General features: G+C 57.2%; 19 protein-coding genes. 10 read left to right on the top strand and 9 right to left on the bottom strand.

From position 1 onward, the window contains the following. Positions 1–39: 39 nt before the first annotated feature. Both greB and RB216_RS08495 read right to left on the bottom strand, forming a co-directional pair. Entirely contained in the window at positions 40–513 is a 474-nt protein-coding gene (gene greB / locus RB216_RS08500) for a transcription elongation factor GreB (protein ID WP_016972352.1), read from the bottom strand. A gap of 113 nt (positions 514–626) precedes the next feature. After that, entirely contained in the window at positions 627–1,616 is a 990-nt protein-coding gene (locus RB216_RS08495; protein WP_308908562.1) for a hypothetical protein, read from the bottom strand. A gap of 217 nt (positions 1,617–1,833) precedes the next feature. On the opposite strand from RB216_RS08495, the gene RB216_RS08490 reads away from it, so the two are divergent. Genes RB216_RS08490 through RB216_RS08480 form a run of 3 tightly spaced genes read left to right on the top strand, consistent with a single transcriptional unit; the run spans position 1,834 to position 5,228 of the window. After that, the gene (locus RB216_RS08490; RefSeq protein WP_028615632.1) at positions 1,834–2,760 is read left to right on the top strand and encodes an ABC transporter ATP-binding protein; all 927 of its coding nucleotides are present in this window, start codon (positions 1,834–1,836) and stop codon (positions 2,758–2,760) included. After that, complete coding sequence (locus RB216_RS08485) at positions 2,757–3,482, top strand: ABC-2 transporter permease (RefSeq protein ID WP_305384283.1); 726 nt, start codon at positions 2,757–2,759, stop codon at positions 3,480–3,482. The genes RB216_RS08490 and RB216_RS08485 overlap by 4 nt, the downstream gene beginning before the upstream one ends. A gap of 15 nt (positions 3,483–3,497) precedes the next feature. Then, the gene (locus tag RB216_RS08480; protein WP_308908561.1) at positions 3,498–5,228 is read left to right on the top strand and encodes a Gldg family protein; all 1,731 of its coding nucleotides are present in this window, start codon (positions 3,498–3,500) and stop codon (positions 5,226–5,228) included. A 4-nt stretch (positions 5,229–5,232) separates the two neighbouring features. Here RB216_RS08480 and RB216_RS08475 read toward each other — a convergent pair whose 3' ends face one another. From RB216_RS08475 to RB216_RS08465, 3 genes are all read right to left on the bottom strand, one after another. Beyond that, positions 5,233–5,541: a hypothetical protein gene (locus RB216_RS08475; protein ID WP_016975361.1), complete on the bottom strand. Its 309-nt coding sequence runs from the start codon at positions 5,539–5,541 to the stop codon at positions 5,233–5,235. 247 nt (positions 5,542–5,788) lie between these two features. Continuing rightward, the gene (locus RB216_RS08470; RefSeq protein WP_308908560.1) at positions 5,789–6,223 is read right to left on the bottom strand and encodes a DoxX family protein; all 435 of its coding nucleotides are present in this window, start codon (positions 6,221–6,223) and stop codon (positions 5,789–5,791) included. 103 nt (positions 6,224–6,326) lie between these two features. Then, positions 6,327–7,748: an MltF family protein gene (locus RB216_RS08465; RefSeq protein WP_028615628.1), complete on the bottom strand. Its 1,422-nt coding sequence runs from the start codon at positions 7,746–7,748 to the stop codon at positions 6,327–6,329. 237 nt (positions 7,749–7,985) lie between these two features. Here RB216_RS08465 and RB216_RS08460 point away from each other — a divergent pair, with 237 nt between their 5' ends. The 6 genes from RB216_RS08460 (at position 7,986) to RB216_RS08435 (ending at position 17,053) form a co-directional block, all read left to right on the top strand. After that, the gene (locus RB216_RS08460; RefSeq protein ID WP_028615627.1) at positions 7,986–8,792 is read left to right on the top strand and encodes a TatD family hydrolase; all 807 of its coding nucleotides are present in this window, start codon (positions 7,986–7,988) and stop codon (positions 8,790–8,792) included. Positions 8,793–8,888: 96 nt separating this feature from the next. Next, positions 8,889–10,370 (top strand): methyl-accepting chemotaxis protein, encoded by a 1,482-nt coding sequence (locus RB216_RS08455; protein WP_308908559.1) that lies wholly within the window; start codon positions 8,889–8,891, stop codon positions 10,368–10,370. A 198-nt stretch (positions 10,371–10,568) separates the two neighbouring features. Next, complete coding sequence (locus tag RB216_RS08450; RefSeq protein ID WP_308908558.1) at positions 10,569–15,284, top strand: RHS repeat-associated core domain-containing protein; 4,716 nt, start codon at positions 10,569–10,571, stop codon at positions 15,282–15,284. Then, entirely contained in the window at positions 15,281–15,682 is a 402-nt protein-coding gene (locus tag RB216_RS08445; protein WP_236320216.1) for an Imm50 family immunity protein, read from the top strand. The genes RB216_RS08450 and RB216_RS08445 overlap by 4 nt, the downstream gene beginning before the upstream one ends. Position 15,683: 1 nt before the next feature. After that, positions 15,684–15,932, top strand: a complete 249-nt coding sequence (locus RB216_RS08440) for an Imm50 family immunity protein (protein WP_308908557.1) — start codon at positions 15,684–15,686, stop codon at positions 15,930–15,932. Between the two features lie 758 nt (positions 15,933–16,690). After that, entirely contained in the window at positions 16,691–17,053 is a 363-nt protein-coding gene (locus tag RB216_RS08435; RefSeq protein ID WP_010566540.1) for an Mpo1-like protein, read from the top strand. Between the two features lie 2 nt (positions 17,054–17,055). Here RB216_RS08435 and RB216_RS08430 read toward each other — a convergent pair whose 3' ends face one another. From RB216_RS08430 to RB216_RS08420, 3 genes are all read right to left on the bottom strand, one after another. Next, a complete protein-coding gene (locus RB216_RS08430) occupies positions 17,056–17,853 on the bottom strand; it encodes an acyl-CoA thioesterase (RefSeq protein WP_028619504.1) in 798 nt (265 codons plus the stop codon). 90 nt (positions 17,854–17,943) lie between these two features. Continuing rightward, on the bottom strand, positions 17,944–18,705 hold the full coding sequence (locus RB216_RS08425) for a CHAD domain-containing protein (protein ID WP_028619503.1): 762 nt from the start codon (positions 18,703–18,705) through the stop codon (positions 17,944–17,946). Positions 18,706–18,749: 44 nt separating this feature from the next. Next, positions 18,750–19,028: a hypothetical protein gene (locus RB216_RS08420; RefSeq protein WP_003172685.1), complete on the bottom strand. Its 279-nt coding sequence runs from the start codon at positions 19,026–19,028 to the stop codon at positions 18,750–18,752. Positions 19,029–19,245: 217 nt separating this feature from the next. Between RB216_RS08420 and RB216_RS08415 the strand changes: the two genes are divergently transcribed. Next, positions 19,246–20,283 (top strand): patatin-like phospholipase family protein, encoded by a 1,038-nt coding sequence (locus RB216_RS08415; RefSeq protein WP_028619502.1) that lies wholly within the window; start codon positions 19,246–19,248, stop codon positions 20,281–20,283. Positions 20,284–20,415: 132 nt separating this feature from the next. Here the strand turns inward: RB216_RS08415 and RB216_RS08410 are convergent, their stop codons facing one another. Continuing rightward, on the bottom strand, positions 20,416–21,105 hold the full coding sequence (locus RB216_RS08410) for a response regulator (RefSeq protein ID WP_308908556.1): 690 nt from the start codon (positions 21,103–21,105) through the stop codon (positions 20,416–20,418). Positions 21,106–21,109: the final 4 nt, after the last annotated feature.

Below are 21,109 nucleotides of genomic sequence, written 5' to 3'. Positions count from 1 at the left end.
GTCGGTCCGCGTTCATCACTGAACGCGGACCGATTTTGCTCACTTCACATACTCGATGCCGGTGATCCACCAGCACACTTCTCCACCCGGGGTCTGCACGATGGCCTCATCGTCTACTTCCTTGCGCAACAACGCGCGGGCCATGGGTGAGTCGATGGAGATGTAGTCCATGCGATCATAAATTTCGTCATATCCGACGATGCGAAAACGTTTGGTCTCACCTTGCTCGTTCTCGATGTCCACCCAGGCGCCGAAGAACACCTTGCCCTCTTGCTCGGGCATGTACTCCACCACCCGCATGTCTTCCAGGCGCTTGCGCAGGTAACGCACGCGACGGTCGATCTCACGCAACAGTTTCTTGTTGTACTGGTAATCGGCGTTTTCGCTGCGATCTCCCAGCGAGGCCGCCCAGGTCACTTTGCGCGTGGTGTCCGGGCGCTTTTCGCGCCACAGGTAATCCAGCTCCTTCTTCAGCGCTTCATGACCTTCTTTGGTAATCAGCTTGGTACTCAAACGCTCACATCCCCAGGCAGTGTCCACAGGTGCCGATACGCCCGGATTTCAAACCTGGCCTTCGGCTGGCTGGCGTTGATGATAAATGAACCCGTGAAAGTAGCCAGACCAGTCTAGTTATCCAACACCTGGTCCAGCTCAAGCAGAATGCCCCGCAGGTTCTGTCGCAAGCCCGACACGTGCGACGTCATCACCTTCAAAGACTCTGTTCTCTGGCTGACCGCGAGCGACTGTTCTTGCAGTTGAGTGATGCGCTGCTCCAGTGCTCGAACCTTCTCTTCCAACTGGCCTTGCTCCTGCTGCAATCGCGCCTGCCATTCCTCAAGTGCCGTCTCCCGTTCGATTGCCGCGAGTTTTTGCTGGGTCAACTCTTGGGCTACACGGGCAAGGTTGGTCAACGTGCTGTCCACTTCGAACAACGTGCTGTGGTCCGCGGCTGGCGAGCGCTTCGGTGGCGCAGGTACATCGAGTTCAGGCTGGATAGCGGGTGAGGCGTGCGCCCTGACGATGGGCGCTTCGACAGGCCTCTGTCGAATCTCCTCAACGGGATGTTCATCCACAGGCATATGGGGAGTCTCGGATGCGCTGCCCCGTCTAGCAGGAGGAGAGGTCATTTGCGACGAGAAACGAATGGACGGCACGATCACTGAGGCGTTTTCAATCGCCGGCAGTGTCGGCGCAGACATGCCCAGGGTGATCAATTTCATCACCAGCGCCTTCTTGATGATTACCGAATGATGGTCCTCGGGCCTGGCAGGCGGCAGCTTGCAACCTTTCAAATCGACAAAATGATAGGGCACCTGGGTTTCCGTCACTCCGCCCGCCTTCATCCCCGAAGCGGCCAACGTCAGAATTTGCTTAAACACATGCAATGCCAACTGCAAATCTTCTCTTGACTCAACTCCACCCAGGAAGTATCGGTCAACTTTCTTACGTAACGAGGCGATATAAACCCTGGAACTTTCCGGTTCAACTTCCTCATCCAGACTATAGACAAGAAAGTTGGAGGCCGTCTGACCTATGGCAAAGCCACAGAGCAATGCACCGTTAACCGGAGCATCTTGGCCATCGCGTTCAAGAACAAGGGTACGTAGCAGCATCATGCTATTAGACCTCACTGAGCAGGGCAGAAATTTATCTAAATAACAGATAAACATTCAAAAATTTGACATTCCGCAACCTATCACATTGTTTCAGCGGCCTGCCCAACTGGCGCGTAGGACTTCTCTTATTAAGAGTTATCGGCGTTCCCAAAAACGGCCATTACCCGTACCCTTTTTTAACGCCCCCTACGTCATGCCAAACTTTTTCGGTAAAAAAATGATCGAAATAAGCAATCTGACAAAACACACGGGTAACACAACTATACTCAGCGACCTTTCATTCAGCGCCAATCAACAAGAATGCCTGGGATTGTTCGGAAAGGATCATAGGGCCAAAACAACTCTGCTCGACCTAATGGCAGGTTCAACGCAGCCGTCCAGCGGTTATATAAACATCCAGGGTTTGGATATCCAAACCCGTGCACTTAAAGCAAAGCAACTCGTTGGCTATCAACTGTCCATGGACCTTGGCCATCCCACGATGTCCGTCAAAGTGTTCCTTGGATTCATCGCCGCCGTTCGCGGCTTCCACGGCGCCGAAAAACGCGCGCGGCTGGAGCAGGCTGTCGCGCGACTGGATCTGTTTCCGGTGCTCGATGCCCCCCTCGATGCCCTCTCCATCGGCTGGAAACGCAAAGTCGCCATCGCCCAGGCCGTCCTGCATAACCCTGCCTTGTTGCTGCTGGATGAGCCAACCGAAGGGCTCGCACCTGAACAGAAGCATTCCTTCAGGGCACTTATCCAGTCATTGACGCAAGAAATGACAGTGATCATCGCCTCTCGTCACTGCGATGAACTGTCCGAGTTGTGCAAACGCGCACTCGTCATCGCGGGCGGTCGCCTGGTCGCCGACACCCCACTGCCCGATCTACAACGCGACTCACGTCATTTCCAGGCAGTGACCCTGGCCGCGGACACTCCACTGGATCTGCTGGCCTTGGCCGTACTGCCCGGCGTGGCTGGCATCGAAGAGCATCGACATGCACCCGGTACAGTGACGGTACTCGCCATGCCGGGGCACACCATCTATCCCCATATCAACACGCTGATTGCCAGTCGCCGCTGGAAAATCAACTCATTGAGCCTGGAACCAGGTCGCCTGAATGATGTGGTCCACCACCTGAGCCAGGAGGCGCCCCTTTGAAACTACTGCCCATCATTTTAAAGCGCCAGCTCGCCAGCTATGCCTGCACACCCAGTACTTACCTGCACATTGCCGCCTTTCTCATCCTGTCAGTGACATTGGCAAGATACGTGAGCCCGTGGCCGGAACAGAACAGCAGTGACTTGCAGGTATTCTTCCAATTTCACCCCTGGTTGTACTTATTGCTGATTCCCGCCTTGGCCACGCGACTCTGGGCGGATGAGTGCAGTGCAGGGTTTCTCGGGCTGATGAAAACCATGCCCATCACTACCTATGAATGGGTGATTGGAAAATTCCTCGCTGCCTGGCTGGTGGTAGGCACAGCCCTATTGCTGATGCTTCCTCTCGTCATCATTGCCAATTACTTGGGCAAGATCGATAACAGTGTTATTGCTTCGCAATTTTTCGCAAGTTGGTTGCTGGCGGGCAGTTATCTGTCGGTCGGTTGTTTTATCTGTACGCTTGTACGCCAGCGCACAGTTATCTTCGTACTGACCCTGGGCCTGCTTCTGACAGCCAGTGGTCTTTCTTCCATCTTGGACTCACTTGAACATCAAGCGCCTATCGGATTGATCGACAGCTTGGCCGCCCTCAGCCCTACTATGCGATTCAGCAGCATTGATGATGGGAAACTCACACTTCGTGACACGCTTTACTTCATCAGTATGATCCTCGCCTTTCTCACTGCGACGATAGTCAAACTCAACTATACACACAGCTGAGAAGGGAAATCCTCAATGCGGTCCTCGCTGCGCACCAGCATGACACTCGCCGTCACCTTCCTGCTTTTCCTGGCGTTCAACCTGGTTTGGATAGGCAAACTTCCTGATATACGGTGGGATCTTTCTGAACACAAAATTCATACCTTCGCGCCTGCGGTAAAACAGCTGCTCACTACGCTGGAAGACCCAGTGGACTTGTATTACTTCAACTCCAGCAACGACCCGAAAAGAAGATACGCGGTGCAACGCTACAGCAAGCGTATTGAAGACCTGCTCAAGGAGTACGAGAAAACGGCCAACGGCATGATTAACCTGCACCTTATTGAGCCGGCCCCTTTTTCGGAGGATGCCTACAAGGCCCGACTGTCCGGGCTAGACGACAATGCTGGGTTTCTCGGCCTTATCGGCACCCGTGTTGGTCACGGTGTACGACGTATTGGCTCCTTCAGCCTCGACCAGGAGCCCTTGCTTGAGTATGAAATCGGCCATCTGCTGTATAAATTGCAGCACCCCGAGCGCCCGGTCATCGCGCTATTGTCGGGATTAGCGATGGACAAATCCGCAAGCCGGCTGTTGCAGGAACTGCAGCAGGAATTCGACCTGGTCAATCTGGAACCGGCTGCCGCATCCGTCCCCCAGCAGATCAAAACACTGATGGTCGTGCATCCTCAGGTGTTGCCTGAGCGAACTGTGTATGCCATTGAACAATTTGTATTGAAGGGCGGCAGGTTGATGATGTTTATCGACCCTTTGACTGAACAACGCCCAAACCTCCCTTCAGGCAACACTCGGCTGAGCGAGTTACTGGCCGCCTGGGGTATCCAGATGCCGGCGGACCAGCTGGTGGTGGACGACGTCTACACGCCAAGGGAGACACAGGGTGCGCCCAATCAGGTCCGATTGAACCTGCCTCGCCAGGCAATGAACACCCATGACATCAGCACATGGAACCTCAGCAGGGTGACGGTATCGAGCAGTGGCGCCCTCTCCCCCTTGAGCAAGAGCCGCACGACCTTCACCCCGCTCCTGCACAGTTCCGAACAGTCTGTCCTGTTGGACGTTAATGGCCTCACAAGCGCGGCTGCGATCGACGCATTGATTGAAGAGGCATCGAAGCAGGAACGACAGCATGTGATTGCTGCGCGTATCGAGGGGCCGAGCTATTCGGTGTTTCCCGATGGCATCAAGGGGCAGCCGCCCGGTTTGCAGAAAGCGGCACAGATTCATGGTGTAGTGGTTGCCGATACGGACATGCTCATGGATAAGGTCAACGATTCGGCGCCCGACGGCAACGCGCTGTTTGTCTTGAATACCCTCGACAATCTGTCCGTCCCCGACACACTCGCCGCCATTCGCCCGCGCGCGCCTCAGGAAACGTCGCCAAACAGGTTGGAGCGCATGCGCAACGTCGCGAAACAGGCCTATCGTCTGAAAGCCGGCGAGCTGGAGCGGCGCCTGCAACGCACTGAGCAGGAATGGCAGCGGCTTAGTCCGTGGACAACCGCCCTTGGCACCCAGCCAGTGGACACCACCACTCAGCTGCAGGCACTCAACAAGGAACGTCTGCGCTTGCCCATGGAACTGCATACCCTGGAGCACGAAGCCTATGCCCAGGTGCGTCGATTGGAGTGGGTTATAAAACTGACGGTGACCTTTGCGATACCCGTGACCTTATGCCTGATCGCCTGGCTGGTCTTTCTGGGCCAACGCCGTCGCCGGCTGAAAGCCGGCAACCTCATTCACTGAACGCTCAACGACGGGCGATCAGCCCTTGCCGGGCAATGCGAGTCAACTGACGGATGACCTCATCGGCGTCGCCAGCACTGGGCGCCTGGATAACCGCAAGGTCAAAACTGTTGCTGGCAAACCGCGCAAGAGAATCGCCATCTTCGACAAACTGGATCAGGAACGCGGATGGTCGGCCCGTACGACGCGGCCAGCCGTCCAGGTAGCGCAACAGCGTCGGCTGGTGTTTGCCGCCCAAGAGAATTTTAGGATTGCGTTGAGTGAGGTCCGCGGTGATCGGGGCCAGGCGTATCAGGGGGCGTAGTGCATTCATCGTGTCGTGTCTCTGCCTCAAAAGTCTGCGGGCAGGTGAGAGGCAACACCGAACCAGCGCTTTAGCGGAATTTCGAAGCATGGAACATGCTTCTGTCGGGACCGATAACGATCACCCATGGCGCCCCGCAATTAGCTGTTTAAATCGGCGCATGAGCGGCATCCTAGAGAAGCCGGTGGGGCGGTGTCAAGAATCCCGATCAGCAAAAAGCCCGCACAGGGCGGGCCTCTTGAAGGTTCTACGGGGATCAGTTGGCGATGACGCGATCCGCAGACAGCTTGCCGGCACCTTCCAGCAGTACCGCCAGCGAGCCACCGAGCAAGGCCAGGGCGAACTCATAACCGTTGTTGGCCATGAACAGGCCGTTATGGATGTGCACCGAGAAGATCGCCACCAGCGACAGAATGGTCAGGCCCAATGCCGCAGGCCGGGCCAGCAGGCCGATGATCAAAGCCAAACCAGCAAAGAATTCGGTGCCGCCCGACAGCAATGCCATCAGGGTGCCTGGCGCCAGGCCAATGCTTTCCATCCACTGGGCAGTACCCGCCAGGCCGTAGCCGCCAAACCAGCCAAAGAGTTTTTGCGAACCGTGGGCGGCAAAGATTATGCCGACAACGATGCGCAGAATGGTCAGGCCGTAACCGGCGCGGGTGGACAGGATGCTTTTGATCAGTGGGCTCATCGTGATAATCCTTTTCTAAGTAGGGGTTGGTTGGCCGCTATATTAATCAGTTTAGGCAATGATAAAAGCCGAAAAAATGCCTGATTAACATCGATAAAATCGATTACTTCCGTGAGGCGATTTTCGGCGTTGGCGGCTCCAGAGACTCCCGCTCCCGATCGAACGCCAAATAGTACTTGTTGACGCTATTAACATAGCTGACGCCGCCCATCCCTACCTGCTCCATGGCAATACGCTCAACCTGGAAGAACCACTGATTGGGGTTCAGCCCCCGGCGCTTGGCTTCGGTGCGCATACCCTGCACCCGCTCCGGCCCCATGTTGTAGGCCGCCAGCACGAACGCCATGCGCTCGCGCTCGTTGAGCTTGGGGCTGGCGAAGAACTTGCGGCGGATCATCGCCAAGTAGCGCGCGCCCGCCTGCACGTTACTGTCGAGGCTCTCGATATTGTTGACTCCCACTCGCTGCGCTGCCGAGGGCGTGATCTGCATCAGGCCGGTGGGACCGCCACTGTTGCGGGCGCCAGGATCAAGCGCCGACTCTTTGAAAGCGAGTGCCGCCAGGTTCAGCCAATCCATGCCCTGCTCACGGGCGTGCTTTTGCAACACCGGGCGCAGTTTTTCCAGGCGCTGACGGTCGACGCGGGCCAGTGGATTGCGTACTTGATAGAGGCGACGGTAGATACGTTGGAAAGCCACATCCTGGTCGGAAGGCGTCCGGTAGGTCTTGAGGAATCGATCAATACTGGCCCGCAGCATTGAGGCATCCTGGCGCACGAACCAGTACTCGTCGCCCGGCTCGCTGATCGCCACCTGCTTATCGAAGCGCAACTTGGGCAGGATTTTCGACCAGCGTTCAGCAATCGGCTTTTCAACAATCGTCAGGTGAAAAATGCCGGCCTGGACCATTTCCAGTACGTCTTCCACCGCCAGTGTCGGGTCCACCCACTCCACTTTCACCGGCGGTTGCTTGTGCAGGGCCAGTTTCTGGTTGACCTGGCTGATGGCGTCCGCCGCCGCGCTGCCGGTGGTCAATGCCAGGGTGCGACCGGACAGTTGTTCCAATTTGGTAAACCGCCGCTCGCCCTTCACACCCACCAGCCAGAGCGGTACATCGCTGACAATCGGGTCGCTGGCGCTGATCTTGTGCGCAGCCTTCACATCGAGCAATTCACCCGGCGCCACTAGGTCGCCTTCGCCACGGGCCAGCGCGCCGAGCAACTGGTCCTTGGCCTTGGGAATGATCTTGAGGTTGATTTCCTGGCCATCGCGGGCATGACCATTGAGGTATTGCTCGAAAGCGCGCAGGCGATGGTATTCGACACCAATAGCCTGGCCCTGGACCTCGCCGGAACTGTTACGGCTCTGGTTGACCAATACGCGCAGGGTGCGGCTGGAGCGAATCTCCGCCAGGTCGCGAACCTTGCTGGGCTTGGTGACTTCCAGCGGCCCGTCCAGACGCGCGACCGCCGCCATGGGCAGCAGCAACGTCAGGCACAACATAAGCAACGCCGAGGGTCGGATCATCCGCTCTCCGGAAAAGAATACTGGCCAACGCCCTCGCGAAAAACGAGGCGGTGGGAGTCAGAAACAGAGCGCTTTATGCGCTGGCAAGGCGCGCAACGGTGGCAGGGTGAAAGGCGGCTGGCCGACCACAATGTCACTTGCGACGTTCAAAGACAGCTATAACTCGTTGTAGTTCTTCGTTTTTCTTATAAATCTACAGCTCTGATATGCTTTCCGGCCGCAGGCGGAGATAGCACCATGCAACTCATTGATATCGGCGTCAACCTGACCAACCCCAGTTTCGACGAGAAGCACCAAGCGGTACTCGACCGCGCCTATGCTGCCGGCGTACAGCAATTAGTGCTCACCGGCACCAGCATCGAGGGCAGCGAACAGGCCCTGGCGTTGTGCGAAAAACTCGATGACAGCGGCCAACGCCTGTTCAGCACCGCCGGTATCCACCCCCACTCCGCCAGCGACTGGAACGGCGACAGCGCCCAGCGTCTGCGCGCTTTGCTCAGCGAAAGCCGCGTGCGTGCGGTGGGTGAATGCGGGCTGGACTTCAACCGGGACTTTTCCCCGCGCCCGCAGCAGGAAAAAGTCCTGGAAGAACACTTGGCCCTGGCCGTCGAGCTGAAATTGCCGGTGTTTCTCCACGAACGTGACGCCAACCAGCGCCTGCTGGAAATTCTCAAGGACTACCGCGACCACCTCACCGCCGCCGTGGTGCATTGCTTCACCGGTGAACAGGCGGCGTTGTTCAGCTACCTCGACCTCGACTTGTACATCGGCATCACCGGCTGGATTTGCGACGAACGCCGTGGGACACACCTGCATCCACTGGTCAGGGAAATTCCCCGTGACCGTCTGATGCTGGAGAGCGACGCCCCCTATCTGCTGCCGCGCACCCTGCGCCCCAAGCCGAAAAATGGCCGGAATGAGCCGGCATATCTGCCGGAAGTCCTGCGCGAAGTCGCCCTGCACCGCAACGAAAGCATGGAAGACCTCGCCCGTAACAGCACGGCATGCGCCCGCCGCTTCTTTGGGCTGCCTGAAGTGGTTTGATGCGGCGCATTGACCCACGTCAAAACCGTCTCCCTGAATAGCGGCACAATAATGGCACCTTGCCAATGCTGTTTCCGCTATCAGAGAAAACCTTCCATGGGTGCCTGGCTTAGCAATATCTCGCTGAAATATAAATTCTGGGCCGTCAACGCGGTCGCGTTCATTACGACCCTACTGCTGGTGCTGTATGCCGTGCAGCTTGAACAACAGGCGCGCAGCACAGCCTCCCACGCCTCGGCGCAGGCACAAGCGCGGCTGCTTGGCGCCTGGCCGGCTGGGGAAGCGCTGCCCAAGGGCGAGCACTGGCTGACGTTCAAACGCGGCCAAGTCCCACAACTGGCCGACCAGGATCTGTCAGCCCTTGGCAGCGCCACGGGCTGGATCGAGCTCAATCACATGCCTGTGTTCGGCGAGAACCCGCTGATGGGCGCCGAAGTCGTCGCCCGCCCTGATGGTCAATATGCTGCCGTCCTTGCCTACGCGCCCAGCCTGAGCCAGGTGTTCGAAGAGCGCTTCGCCAACTATGCGGTGGCGGTCATGATCCTGATGCTGGCGATGCTCGGTGCCTCGCAATTGCTGATCCGCTTCCTGCTCAGCCAACTCAACACTCTCAAGGACGTGATGCTGCACGTAGAGAAAACCGGCGACCTGTCGGCCCGCGTGCCTTTGGCGTGCAAGGACGAAGTCGGCCAGATGGCCAGCGCGTTCAACGCAATGCAGGCCGGCTACCAGAGAGTGGTCAGCACCGTAGCGCGTACTGCCCAACAGCTGGACGACGGCGCCGCGCGCCTCGCCAGCAGCATGAACGAGGTGCAACACGGCATGCTCGGCCAGCAAAGCGAAACCGACCAGGCCGCCACCGCCATCAACGAAATGACTGCAACGGTTTATCACATTGCCCAGCACGCAGGCGCCACAAGGGATCTGTCCCAGACCGCCGACACCCTTGCCGGTAGCGGCCAGGAAGTGGTCACCCGCGTGCAACGTTCGATTGCCGGCCTGTCCACCGGTGTGCAACAAACCGCCGAAATGATTCAGAAGCTTGCCGAGGACAGCCAGAAAATCAACGGCGTGGTCAGCGTGATCCACAGCATCGCCGAGCAAACCAACCTGCTCGCCCTCAACGCCGCCATCGAGGCCGCCCGCGCCGGGGAAATGGGCCGTGGCTTTGCCGTGGTCGCCGACGAAGTGCGCAACCTGGCCAAGCGCGTGCAAAGTTCCACCGACGAAATCACCCGCATGGTCTCGGCCCTGCAAGCCGGCACCCGCGACGCGGTGGACTTCATGCAGGAAAGCTCGTTCAAGGCCGACGACTGCGTGCAGCAGGCCCAGGAAGCGGGCGCCGCCCTCGCCGAAATCACCGGTGCCGTGGCGCAGATGCGCGAAAGCAACACCCAGATCGCTGTCGCCGCCGAACAGCAAAGCCACGTAGCCGAAGAAATGAACCGCGCGGTCGTCAGCATTCGCGACGTAACAGAGAACACCGTGCAACAGACCGTTGACTCGGCGACCACCAGCAATGAACTGGCCACCCTGGCCGGGGAGTTGAGCAAAGCGATTGGGCAGTTGAAGCTGTAGGACTGTTCACCCTGTAATCCACCGCCTACAACATAGCCTCGGTTTGCCCGAAGTTTTGGCGAAACTTCCTAGCCCTCCCGGCGAATAACGCCGACTTCTTTTCTCAGCCAACCTCTCCAAAGTCTCTCGCCTGACCAATCAGCGCGAGGGACCGCCGATGCACCTTTCTATCAGTGCCCCACCCAATGGGGTCGTTTCATGATTCCGGTTATCGCGCAGTTCGTCCTGTCACCCATGAATGCCGAAAAGCCGGACGTGGAAAGCGTCTTTCGTGACTTCAGCGCGTGCTTGAGCTCATTTGACGAATGGGCCGAGAGCTTCTGGAGCGGCTCGGCGCTGGACGTGGAGCAGGTGTTCAAGGTCGGCCAGGAAGTTTCCCTCGTCGCTCCCGCGTCTTCCAAAAAACCCAATCGCACCGTGGCCGTTTGCAAGGCCCAGGGCTCGTTGACCCTGGTGCATATGTTTGAAAGTACGCGGTTTGTGCCCATCGGCAATACGCCGGTGATGCTGCAAACCATCGGGTCGGACGGCACGCCATTCGGAGACCCTATCCGTCGAACCATCGACGCCAGCGGCATTCTTGAAGTCAACGATTGCATCCGCGACCAGCGTTACCAGATCACTTTTTACCCCAACGTTTCCAAGGCACATGTCAAAGCGCTGTATGCGTCTTATCAGTCGGTGATCGCCGGGCTGGAAGAGCGTTTGCGTGATGAATGGACGAAGACCTTCAAACCGCGATGGAAGGACTTCGCCAACGCCACGCCGTTCGAGCGCAGTGCGATGCAAGGCGTGGCGTTGGCGGGTGGGATTGGCAAGGCGCTCTATAACCTCTGGGATAACGTCACACAGCTGTACGACCTGTTGGCGGACCTCGAGGCCAATAGCGAGAAGTTGCTGAAGTACATCACCCAGGTCGAGCTGGACGAGCTACTGAAACTGGGCAAGGACGCCATCGCCCATGGCCTGCTGGTGCTCAGCGATGAGCCGCTGCTGTTCATCTATCTGTCGGCAATGGTCGCCTGGACACGCATGCTACCGCCGCCGGATATGTATGAACTGGTGGGCGAGATTACCGGCGAGATTCTGATCAATCTGTTTTTGATCTGGGCGACACGGGGCATGGGCGTGCAGGTTCGGCTGGGTATGCAGGTGTTGGGGCATATCAAGTCGGGTCGGGTGCGCAAGTGGCTGGCGATGTTGGCCGATCAGTTGGTCGGGCCTCGGTTGGACGTGCATGTCGAAACGGCCAAGCCCATGTTGTTGGGTAGCTCGGCGACGCCGATTCGGACGGTTCCGGATGTGCCGTTGAAGGCTGGGGATCAGGTGGTTTCCAACGCGGTGCCGGTGGTGCGGGACAAGTCCCAGCGGACGGTGTTGGTGCGCCAGGAACATGTGGATGATGCGCCTGCTGTTGGGAAGAATCCGGCTGGGGATGCGGCGGCGTCGTCGGACAAGACGGCCACTAACGGCTGCCCGGTGTCGATGGTCACGGGCGAGGAGTTGCTGACGCTCACCGATGGCGCGCTGGATGGGATCTTGCCGTTTGAGTGGACCCGGTTGTATCGCACCAGCGCGGTGGAAGTGGATTGTGGGTTGGGGTTTGGCTGGAGTCACTCGCTGGCGCATCGGCTGAGTGTTTCCGGGGATTCGGTGGTGTGGACGGATCATGAGAATCGGTCGACTACCCTGCCCCTGCCTTCTGACTCTCGACCGGCGATTACCAACAGCCTGGCCGAAGCGGCGATCTACTTGGGGTCGTTGCCCGATGAGTTAGTCCTGTCGCAAGGGGCGCGCTTCTACCATTTTCGCGACGGTGTGCTGACGGCGATCAGCGATGCGTATGACAACCGGTTGCGCATTTCCCGGAATTATCTGGGGCAGATTGAGCGGCTGGATAACGGCGTCGGGCGCTCGTTGTTTTTGCGCTATGCGTTGGGTCGCATTGTGGCGGTGGACTACCAGATTGAGCGGGCCGTCGATGACGGTCCGTTTGTCTGGGTGACGGAGCAGAACGTTGTTTCCTACGCCTATGACGCGACGGGTCGGTTGGTTTCTGCGACCAATGCGGTAGGCGAAAGCGAGGTTTATCGGTACGACGAGCAACACGTCATTCTTGAGCGTGGCTTGGCCGGTGGCGCGAGTTTCTTTTGGGAGTGGGAAAGGTCTGGTAAGGCGGCGCGATGTGTCCGGCATTGGGCCAGTTTTTCGCAGATGGACACACGCTATGCCTGGGACGATAACGGGCAGGTCACGGTGTTTAACGCCGATGGCAGCCAGGAAGTCTATGTGCATGACCAGCGGGCGCGGCTGGTGCAGCGGGTGGATCCTGACGGTGCTGAGCACTTCAAATCCTACGATGAGAAAGGCCGGCTGACGGTTGAGCAAGATCCGTTGGGGGCGATCACAGCCTACCAGTACGACGAAGCCGGACGTTTGGTGGCGGTGTTTCCTGGGGATGATGAGCCGACGACCTACGAGCATGACAACGGGTTCGTACGGGTTGTAAGGCGGGGTCAGTCGGTTTGGAAGTATGAGCGTAATGACCAGGGCGACGTTACGCGTAGGACCGATCCTGACGGCCATTCGACTGAGTACAGCTACAACAAACGCGGGCAACTGACGCAGGTTTGGCTGCCGGACCACAGCTGTCATCGGCTGGTTTGGAATGAGCGTGGGCAATTGCTTGAGGAACAGTTGCCGAATGGCGGAGTCAAGCGTTATCGCTATGACGATCTGGGGCAACAGGTTGTCCACGAGGATGAACATGGCGCGCTGACCCAGTATCAATGGGACGCCGCAGGCCGCTTGCTGAAACTGACTCAGCCCGGCGGTGCCACACGGGAATACAGCTACAACGCTTACGGAAAAATCACCTCCGAGCGCGATGAGCTCGGCCACGTCACCCGCTACGAATACGCAGACGGCCTGCACCTGATCAGCCGCCGCATCAACGCTGATGGCACCCAGGTCAAATACCGTTACGACAATGTGCGGTTATTGCTGACCGAGATCGAAAATGAGGTGGGCGAGACCTACCGGCTCCAGTACCACAGCAACGGCCTGATCCAGCAAGAAATCGGCTTTGATGGCCAGCGCACAGCTTACCTCTACGACCTCAACGGCAACCTGCAGGAAAAGACCGAGCATGGCGATGATGGCAGTCAGTTAGTTACCCGTTACGAGCGCGACTACGCCGGACGACTCGTAAGAAAAACCCTGCCCGACGGCAACCTGGTCGATTACGCCTACGACCGTCAGGGCAATCTCTTAAGCGTCGAAGATGGCCACTGGGCGTTGGCCTACGAGTACGACAGCCAAAACCGCCTCACCGCCGAACACCAAGGCTGGGGCACGCTGCGCTATGGCTACGACGCCTGCGGCCACCTGCAAAACCTGCGCCTGCCCGACAACAATCGGGTGGCGTTCAACCACGGCAAAGGCGGCCACCTCGCCACCGTCGAACTGAACAGTGAAACCCTTACCTCCCACCTGTTCAAAGCCGGCCAGGAACACCAACGCCAACAAGGCCAACTGATCAGCCACTACCACTACGACGATCAACAACGCCTGCACGCCCACGCCGTTACCCAACAGCAACACACGCTTTACCAACGCCAATACGACTACGACAAATCCGGCAACCTCACCCGCCTGCTCGACACCCGCAAAGGCGAACAGCACTACCACTACGACCCGCTAAACCGCCTCACCCGCGCCGACCACTCCCAAGGCGAGCAAGAACGCTTCGGCCACGACCCGGCCGGCAACCTGCTCATGCAAAACCGCCCCGGCCCCGACATCGTGGCCGGCAACCGCCTGATGATCCAAGGCGACAACCATTACGACTACGACGCCTTCGGCAACCTCATCCGCGAACGACGCGGCAAAGGCCATCAACTCGTCACCGAATACCGCTACGACTGCCAGCACCGCTTGATCGGCATCACCCAACCCAACGGCCAGACCGCCAGCTATCGCTACGACCCGTTTGGCCGTCGCATCAGCAAAACCGTGGACGGCGTGTCCACCGAGTTCTTCTGGCAGGGCGACAAGCTCATCGCCGAACACCACGCGGAGCGCCATCGCAGCTATCTCTACGAACCCGACACCTTCCGGCCGTTGGCCTTACTGGAAGGCTTCGGCCCGAAGGAAATCAAGCCCTACCATTACCAACTCGACCACCTTGGCACCCCACAGGAACTCACCGCCTCCGATGGCGAAATCGTCTGGTCCGCCCACTACCGCGCATACGGCGAAATCAGCCGCCTCGACATAGGAAAAATCGACAACCCGCTGCGCTTCCAAGGCCAATACTTCGACCATGAAAGCGGACTGCACTACAACCGTCATCGCTACTACAATCCGGATGTTGGCCGCTACCTGACGCCGGACCCGGTAAAGTTGGCGGGTGGGATCAATGCGTACCAGTACGTGCCCAACCCGACGGGATGGGTCGATCCTTTAGGGCTAAACGCAAACTGCCCTGGATCGATAAAGAAAAATCCTGCTTGTTCTACTCCAAGTGAACCGGACGTCCCGGAAGTTTCTCGAAAGGGGGCGTTCAGGCAAGCTAAAAGGGACGCCCATATACCGATGAATCAAAGCCCTGATGTGTCTACCCACCCGAAAACAGGACGAGCGACACAGTACAAAATAGAACCAATGACTGATAAAAGTAACAAAAAAATACTCAATGCCGCCGGCCAACCGATAGCGACTAGGGTATATCAGTTCACAAGAGAGGATGGTTCACAAGTACTTATCCAGGATCACTCAGCAGGGCACAAATTCGGCAGAGCAGATGGCGTTGGAGATCAAACAACACACTTCAACTTACGACCAATTGAACAACCCCGAAACGGCAAATTCATCGATGCTGAATCACATTATTTCTTCAGGAGAAAAAAATGAAATACTGGAACGAACTCGATAAGAATATATTTTTTGAGATGATTTTCAGCCAGCCTGTTGAAATCGGCGAAATCACTCTAACCTCTCTACAGATAGATAATGACCGCCCGAGCCTAGGAGTTGGTTTCGACATACCTGAATTCCCAGATAGACTACCGAAAAAATGGGAGAACAAAGGCTACAACGTTTGTAGATTTGGCATTGACTGCTACGAAATTAGAGATCTTAAAATACTGAATATACCGACCCACAAAAAGCTTTATGTAAAAATAACAAAAGAGCAAAACCACGTTCTATTCCAAGCTACCAACAATGACTCCTTAGTCGAATTTAAAGCACAGTCGATTTCACTTTGCGACCCAAATATTTACATCAAAGGAAACGATGATAACTTTTAGAATGATGGCATCAATAACAAAAAACATACGCCCACCAGAAAAAATAAAATACTGGAACGAGTTAGACGGAAGTATATTTCTCAGTAAAATCTTCAGCCATCCTGTTGAAATTAGAAAAATAGCTCTTTTTTCATTAAGGGTAGAAAATGATCAACCGTGTGTTGGAATAGGTTTCGACATACCCGAATTTCCAGATAATTTGCCAGAAAAATGGAAAAAAAAGGATATAACATGTGCAGGCTTGGAGTAACTTGCAACGACATTGATAATCTGAAAACCCTTAACACTCCTGCGCATGAGGTATTTACAGTAAAAAACAATAAAAAAACAGACTACTTTACTTTTAAAGCTACCAGCGAAAATGCATCTATAGAATTCAACGCAAAATTCATTTCACTTAACGGGCCAAATGCTTACATTAACGATCCGGATGACTATTACTTCTAAACAAGCCAAAACCAATATAAATACTCCCCAAGGATACCCCTAGGCGGTGCTACCTAATGCATCATCTTGAAAAAGAGATAGACAGCTCATTCAAAATCTTAGACATCCACGCTAAAAAATAGAATCGTCCGAACTCGCAACTTTGATTAACTCTCTGACTAAGAAGTTCTTCACGTCAGAAAGCAACGTACTCGACCCAGTCGAACTGAACGAAAAAAGCACAGAACACAACCCTAACTTTTGGCAGGAAATACAGCATCGGGTTAGTCAAGAAAACCTGGTGTTCTTGGTGTTCGACTCGGCATACCGGGCATGGAAAATCCATGATGCACAAGACGTTGCAGAGATTCTGGGTGAAACGACCGGATACCCATTCTGGGTAACCGATCAGGACCTCACGTTTCTAGTGCACATGGACGATCATGACTGCGTTATTTGGGCATGAGCGTGACTGCCACAAATTGCCTTCTATGACCCCAATAGCCAGCCCCAATTCGCCCCTCCCCCCAACCCCACCTAAACTCTCTCCATGCTATTTCAACGGACAGAGGATTCACCATCATGGGCAAACGTCACCCCAATCTCCCCGCCTGGCAATGGCGTAACTACCCGCAGAACCACCAACACCCGACCAACCTGGCGTTGCACCTGATTGCCGTGCCGCTGTTCATCATCGGGTTTCTGTTGATCGTGTCCGGGGTTTTCAGCCTGAGCCTGGCCAGTTTTGCCGTGGGTGTGGTCGGGATCCTGGCCGGCTTGGCGTTGCAGCGTCATGGCCATAGCCTGGAAGCCCAGGCTAGTGAGCCGTTCAGTGACCGTAAAGATGCGGTGCAGCGCCTGGTGGTCGAGCAGTTCGTGACTTTTCCGCGCTTTGTACTAAGCGGCGGCTGGTGGCGCGCCTGGCGGCAGCGCCACCGACATTGAGGTCAGGCGAAGACCACCACGGTCTGGCGGCTGATGGCGATCAACTCGCCGGCCGGGCTCCAAAGGGCGGCAGCGGCATGGCCGTAGCCATCGCGGGCGTGTTCGATGTTGACGTAATACTGGCACCAGTCGAGGGTCGTCAGATCCTGCAAGGGCTGGATGAATTCGATGGTCCAGGTCAGGGTGCTGCCGGGTGCTGGTTTTTTCAGGTGCGGCAGCAAGGCTGGGGGCCAGGCGTCAACCAGGGCGAGGATATGCGCCTCAGTCAGTGGCTCTTCTTTGACATCGCCGCGTAAGCGAACCCAACCGCCCATGTCTCGGGATTTATTGCCGGTAAAGGGTAAGCCGCCGACACTCCAGCGCATCGCCAAATGACGCATGAACTCGGGGGTAACGCCCTTTATATAGGGCAGTTCCTGGCATTCATCCCAATGTTTGAACACCGGCGGCGCTTCGCTTTCAACCGCGATTTCCGACTCGCGGGACGCACCGAAACTGGCCTGTACCAGTGTCGCCACTTCACCGTTCTGCACCACACGGCCAAGCAATTGGCTGACGGCCTTGCCTTCGCGCAACACTTCGACTTGATAACAGGCAGGAACGTCTGGCGCTACAGGGCCGACGAAGGTGATAGCCAGCGACCGTAGCGGACGATCGGCAGGCACCTGGGCGCGCAGGGCTTCGTATTGTAACGCAGCCACCAGGCCACCAAAGGTCGCGCGGCCCTGGGCCCATTCGGCGGGGATGGTGACATCCAGCGGGTTGCTGCGGGCGGCGTCGAGCAAATCACTAAAGCGCATGGCGGTCTCACATCAAAAGAAACAGGTGAGGAATCTTAACCATCGGGCCAGCCAGGTACAGCGCCTATTCCGGCCAAAAGCCGGACCGGTTTAGAAACAATCGGCGCTGAGTTTGTCCAGCACGCGGTCCGCCTGCCCTTCTGCCTTGGCCATGGTGCGATGCCACACCGCAACACAAGGTTGCAGGTCCGCCTGATGCTCGGCCTGGACCAACCATTGCCAGCAATCGTGCCAATCTCCTAAAGCACCCTGGGCTTTTTTCAGGCGCGACATCGCGTTGGCCGGCAACTTATCCAATTCGGGATAGGCTTCGGCGGCATAACGCACCCGCTTGATCAACAACCGCAGGCGGTGTCGGTCATGATCAGGGTCTTTCAAGGCCTCACCGAGTTTCTGCCATTGTTTAGCCAGACGTTTTTCAATGCGTGGGCGCAGGCCTTTGAGCAATCTCTGATGTTCAGATGCACGGATGAAACGCGGAAAGGCATCTAGGATCAGCAGCAAATGCGCAAGCTCCGGGCTTTGCGCTACCTGACGATAGGCCTCAGATTGCAGACGCAGGCGCCGGTTGGCGGCCTCGTGATGACCATGCTGGTGCAAATACGCCGCCAGGACCTCACGGTCACGTAGCGGCGTCGTCAATTGGCCGACAGTGCTGGCGGCCAACTCAAGCTGTTCCACCCCTGGCAACCCCCGCAAGGGGCGCAACAAGCTGCGCAGACGGCGCACGGTGGTGCGCAGGTCATGCAAGGCTTCATCGTCGGTGACGGCGGCGAGGCGAGCCTGGCAGCTCAGTAACCCTACTTCCAGGCCAATGACCTGAGCGACTAACTGATCGACCAAAGCTGACATCCTGCCCTCACTGCCTGATAAAAAATCCTACTCGCTGCTGCAGGTCAACGCCCGGCGCGAGACTCACGAATATAGAACCGCGCTTTCTCGGCTTTGTTGGAGCAGCCTTCAAACGCTTCAAACTGTTGCTGGGTCTTGGCGCCCGTCAGCAGCGACAAGGCTTTAGAGTAGCTCACCGTGCCAGCAAAGCCTTCAGCCTTGGCAAGATCCAGCTCCTTCCAGGCAGCGTCCAATTGGCTGCCGCAGCTGTCGCGGTATGCGGTCTTCCCGGCACAACCGGCCAGGGCCAGCATGATCACAGGTACACACATCCAGGCTTTCATCGATGACACCTCAAAAAGAAAAAAACAGTCGTACGTTGTAGACGTTGCCTACATGGAAAAGTGCCTGTCCTTAGCCTGAAATCGATTGTACCTACAGACCAGAGCATACCCGAGCACCGTGGCTATTCTGGAAAAATTTCGCAGGTCGCCCGCGAAGATTGAAGCCGCCCCCTCAATGGGTGCATTGTGAGACCCTGCCTTGGGGAGGACATGGACCATGAAGAAGCGTGTTGCCTTGGTGCTGGGTTCCGGCGGGGCCCGGGGCTACGCCCACATCGGCGTGATCGAAGAAATCGAGCGGCGCGGCTACGACATCGCTTGTATCGCCGGCTGTTCCATGGGAGCCGTGGTCGGCGGGATCTACGCCGCCGGTAAGCTGGATGATTATCGGAACTGGATTGAAAGCCTCGATTACCTCGACGTGCTGCGCCTGGTGGACGTGAGTTTTCGCCTGGGGGCGATTCGCGGTGAGAAAGTATTCGGGCAGATCCGCAAGATTGTCGGCGAGATCAACATCGAAGAGCTGCGCATTCCCTACACCGCCGTCGCCACAGACCTGACCAACCAGCAGGAAATCTGGTTCCAGGAAGGTTGCCTGCATCAGGCCATGCGCGCCTCGGCGGCGATTCCCAGCCTGTTCACCCCGGTGATGCAAGGCAACCGCATGCTGGTCGACGGCGGCCTGCTCAACCCGCTGCCCATCGTGCCGGTGGTGTCGAGCCATTGCGACTTGATCATCGCGGTCAACCTCAACGCCACCAACCAGAAGCACTACCATCTGCCGGTGATCCAGCGCCCGCCCGCCTTCAAGAGCCGCTTTAATAACCTGGCCAAATCACTCGGCTCGCACCTGCCATTTCGCCGCAAACAGGCCGAACAATTAATGAAGTTGGAGCAGGAAGCCTTAGAAGCCCAAGCGGCGGAGATCAACCCGTGGTTGGAGTCGGCCGAGCCGGAATCCCAACAACCCGCCGCCGCACCGGAAAAGCCGGGAGCACCAAAATCAGCGACCGGCTCGTTCATCATCGATAACGTCGGCCCGGCGTCACTGCTGGATTTGATCAACCAGAGCTTCGAGGTGATGCAGACGTCGCTGGCGCAGTACAAGATTGCCGGCTACCCACCCGACGTGCTGATCAACGTACCGAAGCGGGTCTGTCGGTTTTTCGAGTTCTACAAAGCGCCGGAGCTGATCGCGCTCGGGCGGGAAATCGCCAGTGACACGTTGGACCGGTATGAAAGTGAGCAGAGCTGAAAGAGTTGGTGTTGCTGATGGCCTCTTCGCGGGCAAGCCCGCTCCCACAGTTGACCGCGTACAGCCTGAAGAAACTCGGTCGAATGTGGGAGCGGGCTTGCTCGCAAAGAGGCCCGCCCAGACGCCTACAAGCTAAGCACTCAACAACCGATACCCCACTCCCGCCTCGGTCACGATAAACCGCGGCTGGGTCGGATCATCTGCCAGTTTCTGCCGCAGGTGGCCCACGACAATGCGCAGGTAGTGGCTGTCCTCGGTATGAGTCGGCCCCCAGATGTCCTTGAGCAATTGTTGCTGGGTAATCACCCGCCCTGGATACCGCGCCAATTGCGCCAGCACCGCGTACTCCTTGCGGGTCAGCGCCACTTCGGCACCGTCCAGCAGCACGCGGCGATAAGCCAGGTCTACCGTCAGCGGGCCAAAACGCAAGGCCGCTTCCTGGGCTTCGCCCGCTGGCGCCTGGCGTAGCAAGGCGCGCACGCGGGCGAGAAACTCCTGAATGCCGAAGGGTTTGGTGACGTAGTCATTGGCGCCACCGTCGAGAGCTTCGACTTTCTGCACTTCGCTCGCGCGTACTGACAGCACCAGCACCGGCACCGTCGACCATTCTCGAAATTCACGCAGCACTTGCTGGCCATCCATGTCCGGCAGGCCGAGGTCGAGCACCAGCAGGTCCGGTTTGCTCAACGCGGCCTGGGCCAAGCCTTCGTTGCCAGTGCCAGCCTCGATCACTTTGTAACCCTGGGAGGCCAGGCTGATGCGCAGGAATTTGCGGATCTGCGGTTCGTCATCAATGACTAAAATCGTCGCGGTCTGGCTCATGGTG

Origin of the sequence: Pseudomonas canadensis, from assembly GCF_030980095.1 — a bacterium.
Taxonomy (GTDB): Bacteria; Pseudomonadota; Gammaproteobacteria; order Pseudomonadales; family Pseudomonadaceae; genus Aquipseudomonas; species Aquipseudomonas canadensis.
Note: the sequence above shows the minus strand (reverse complement) of the source record. Positions and strands in the feature narration are given on the sequence as shown.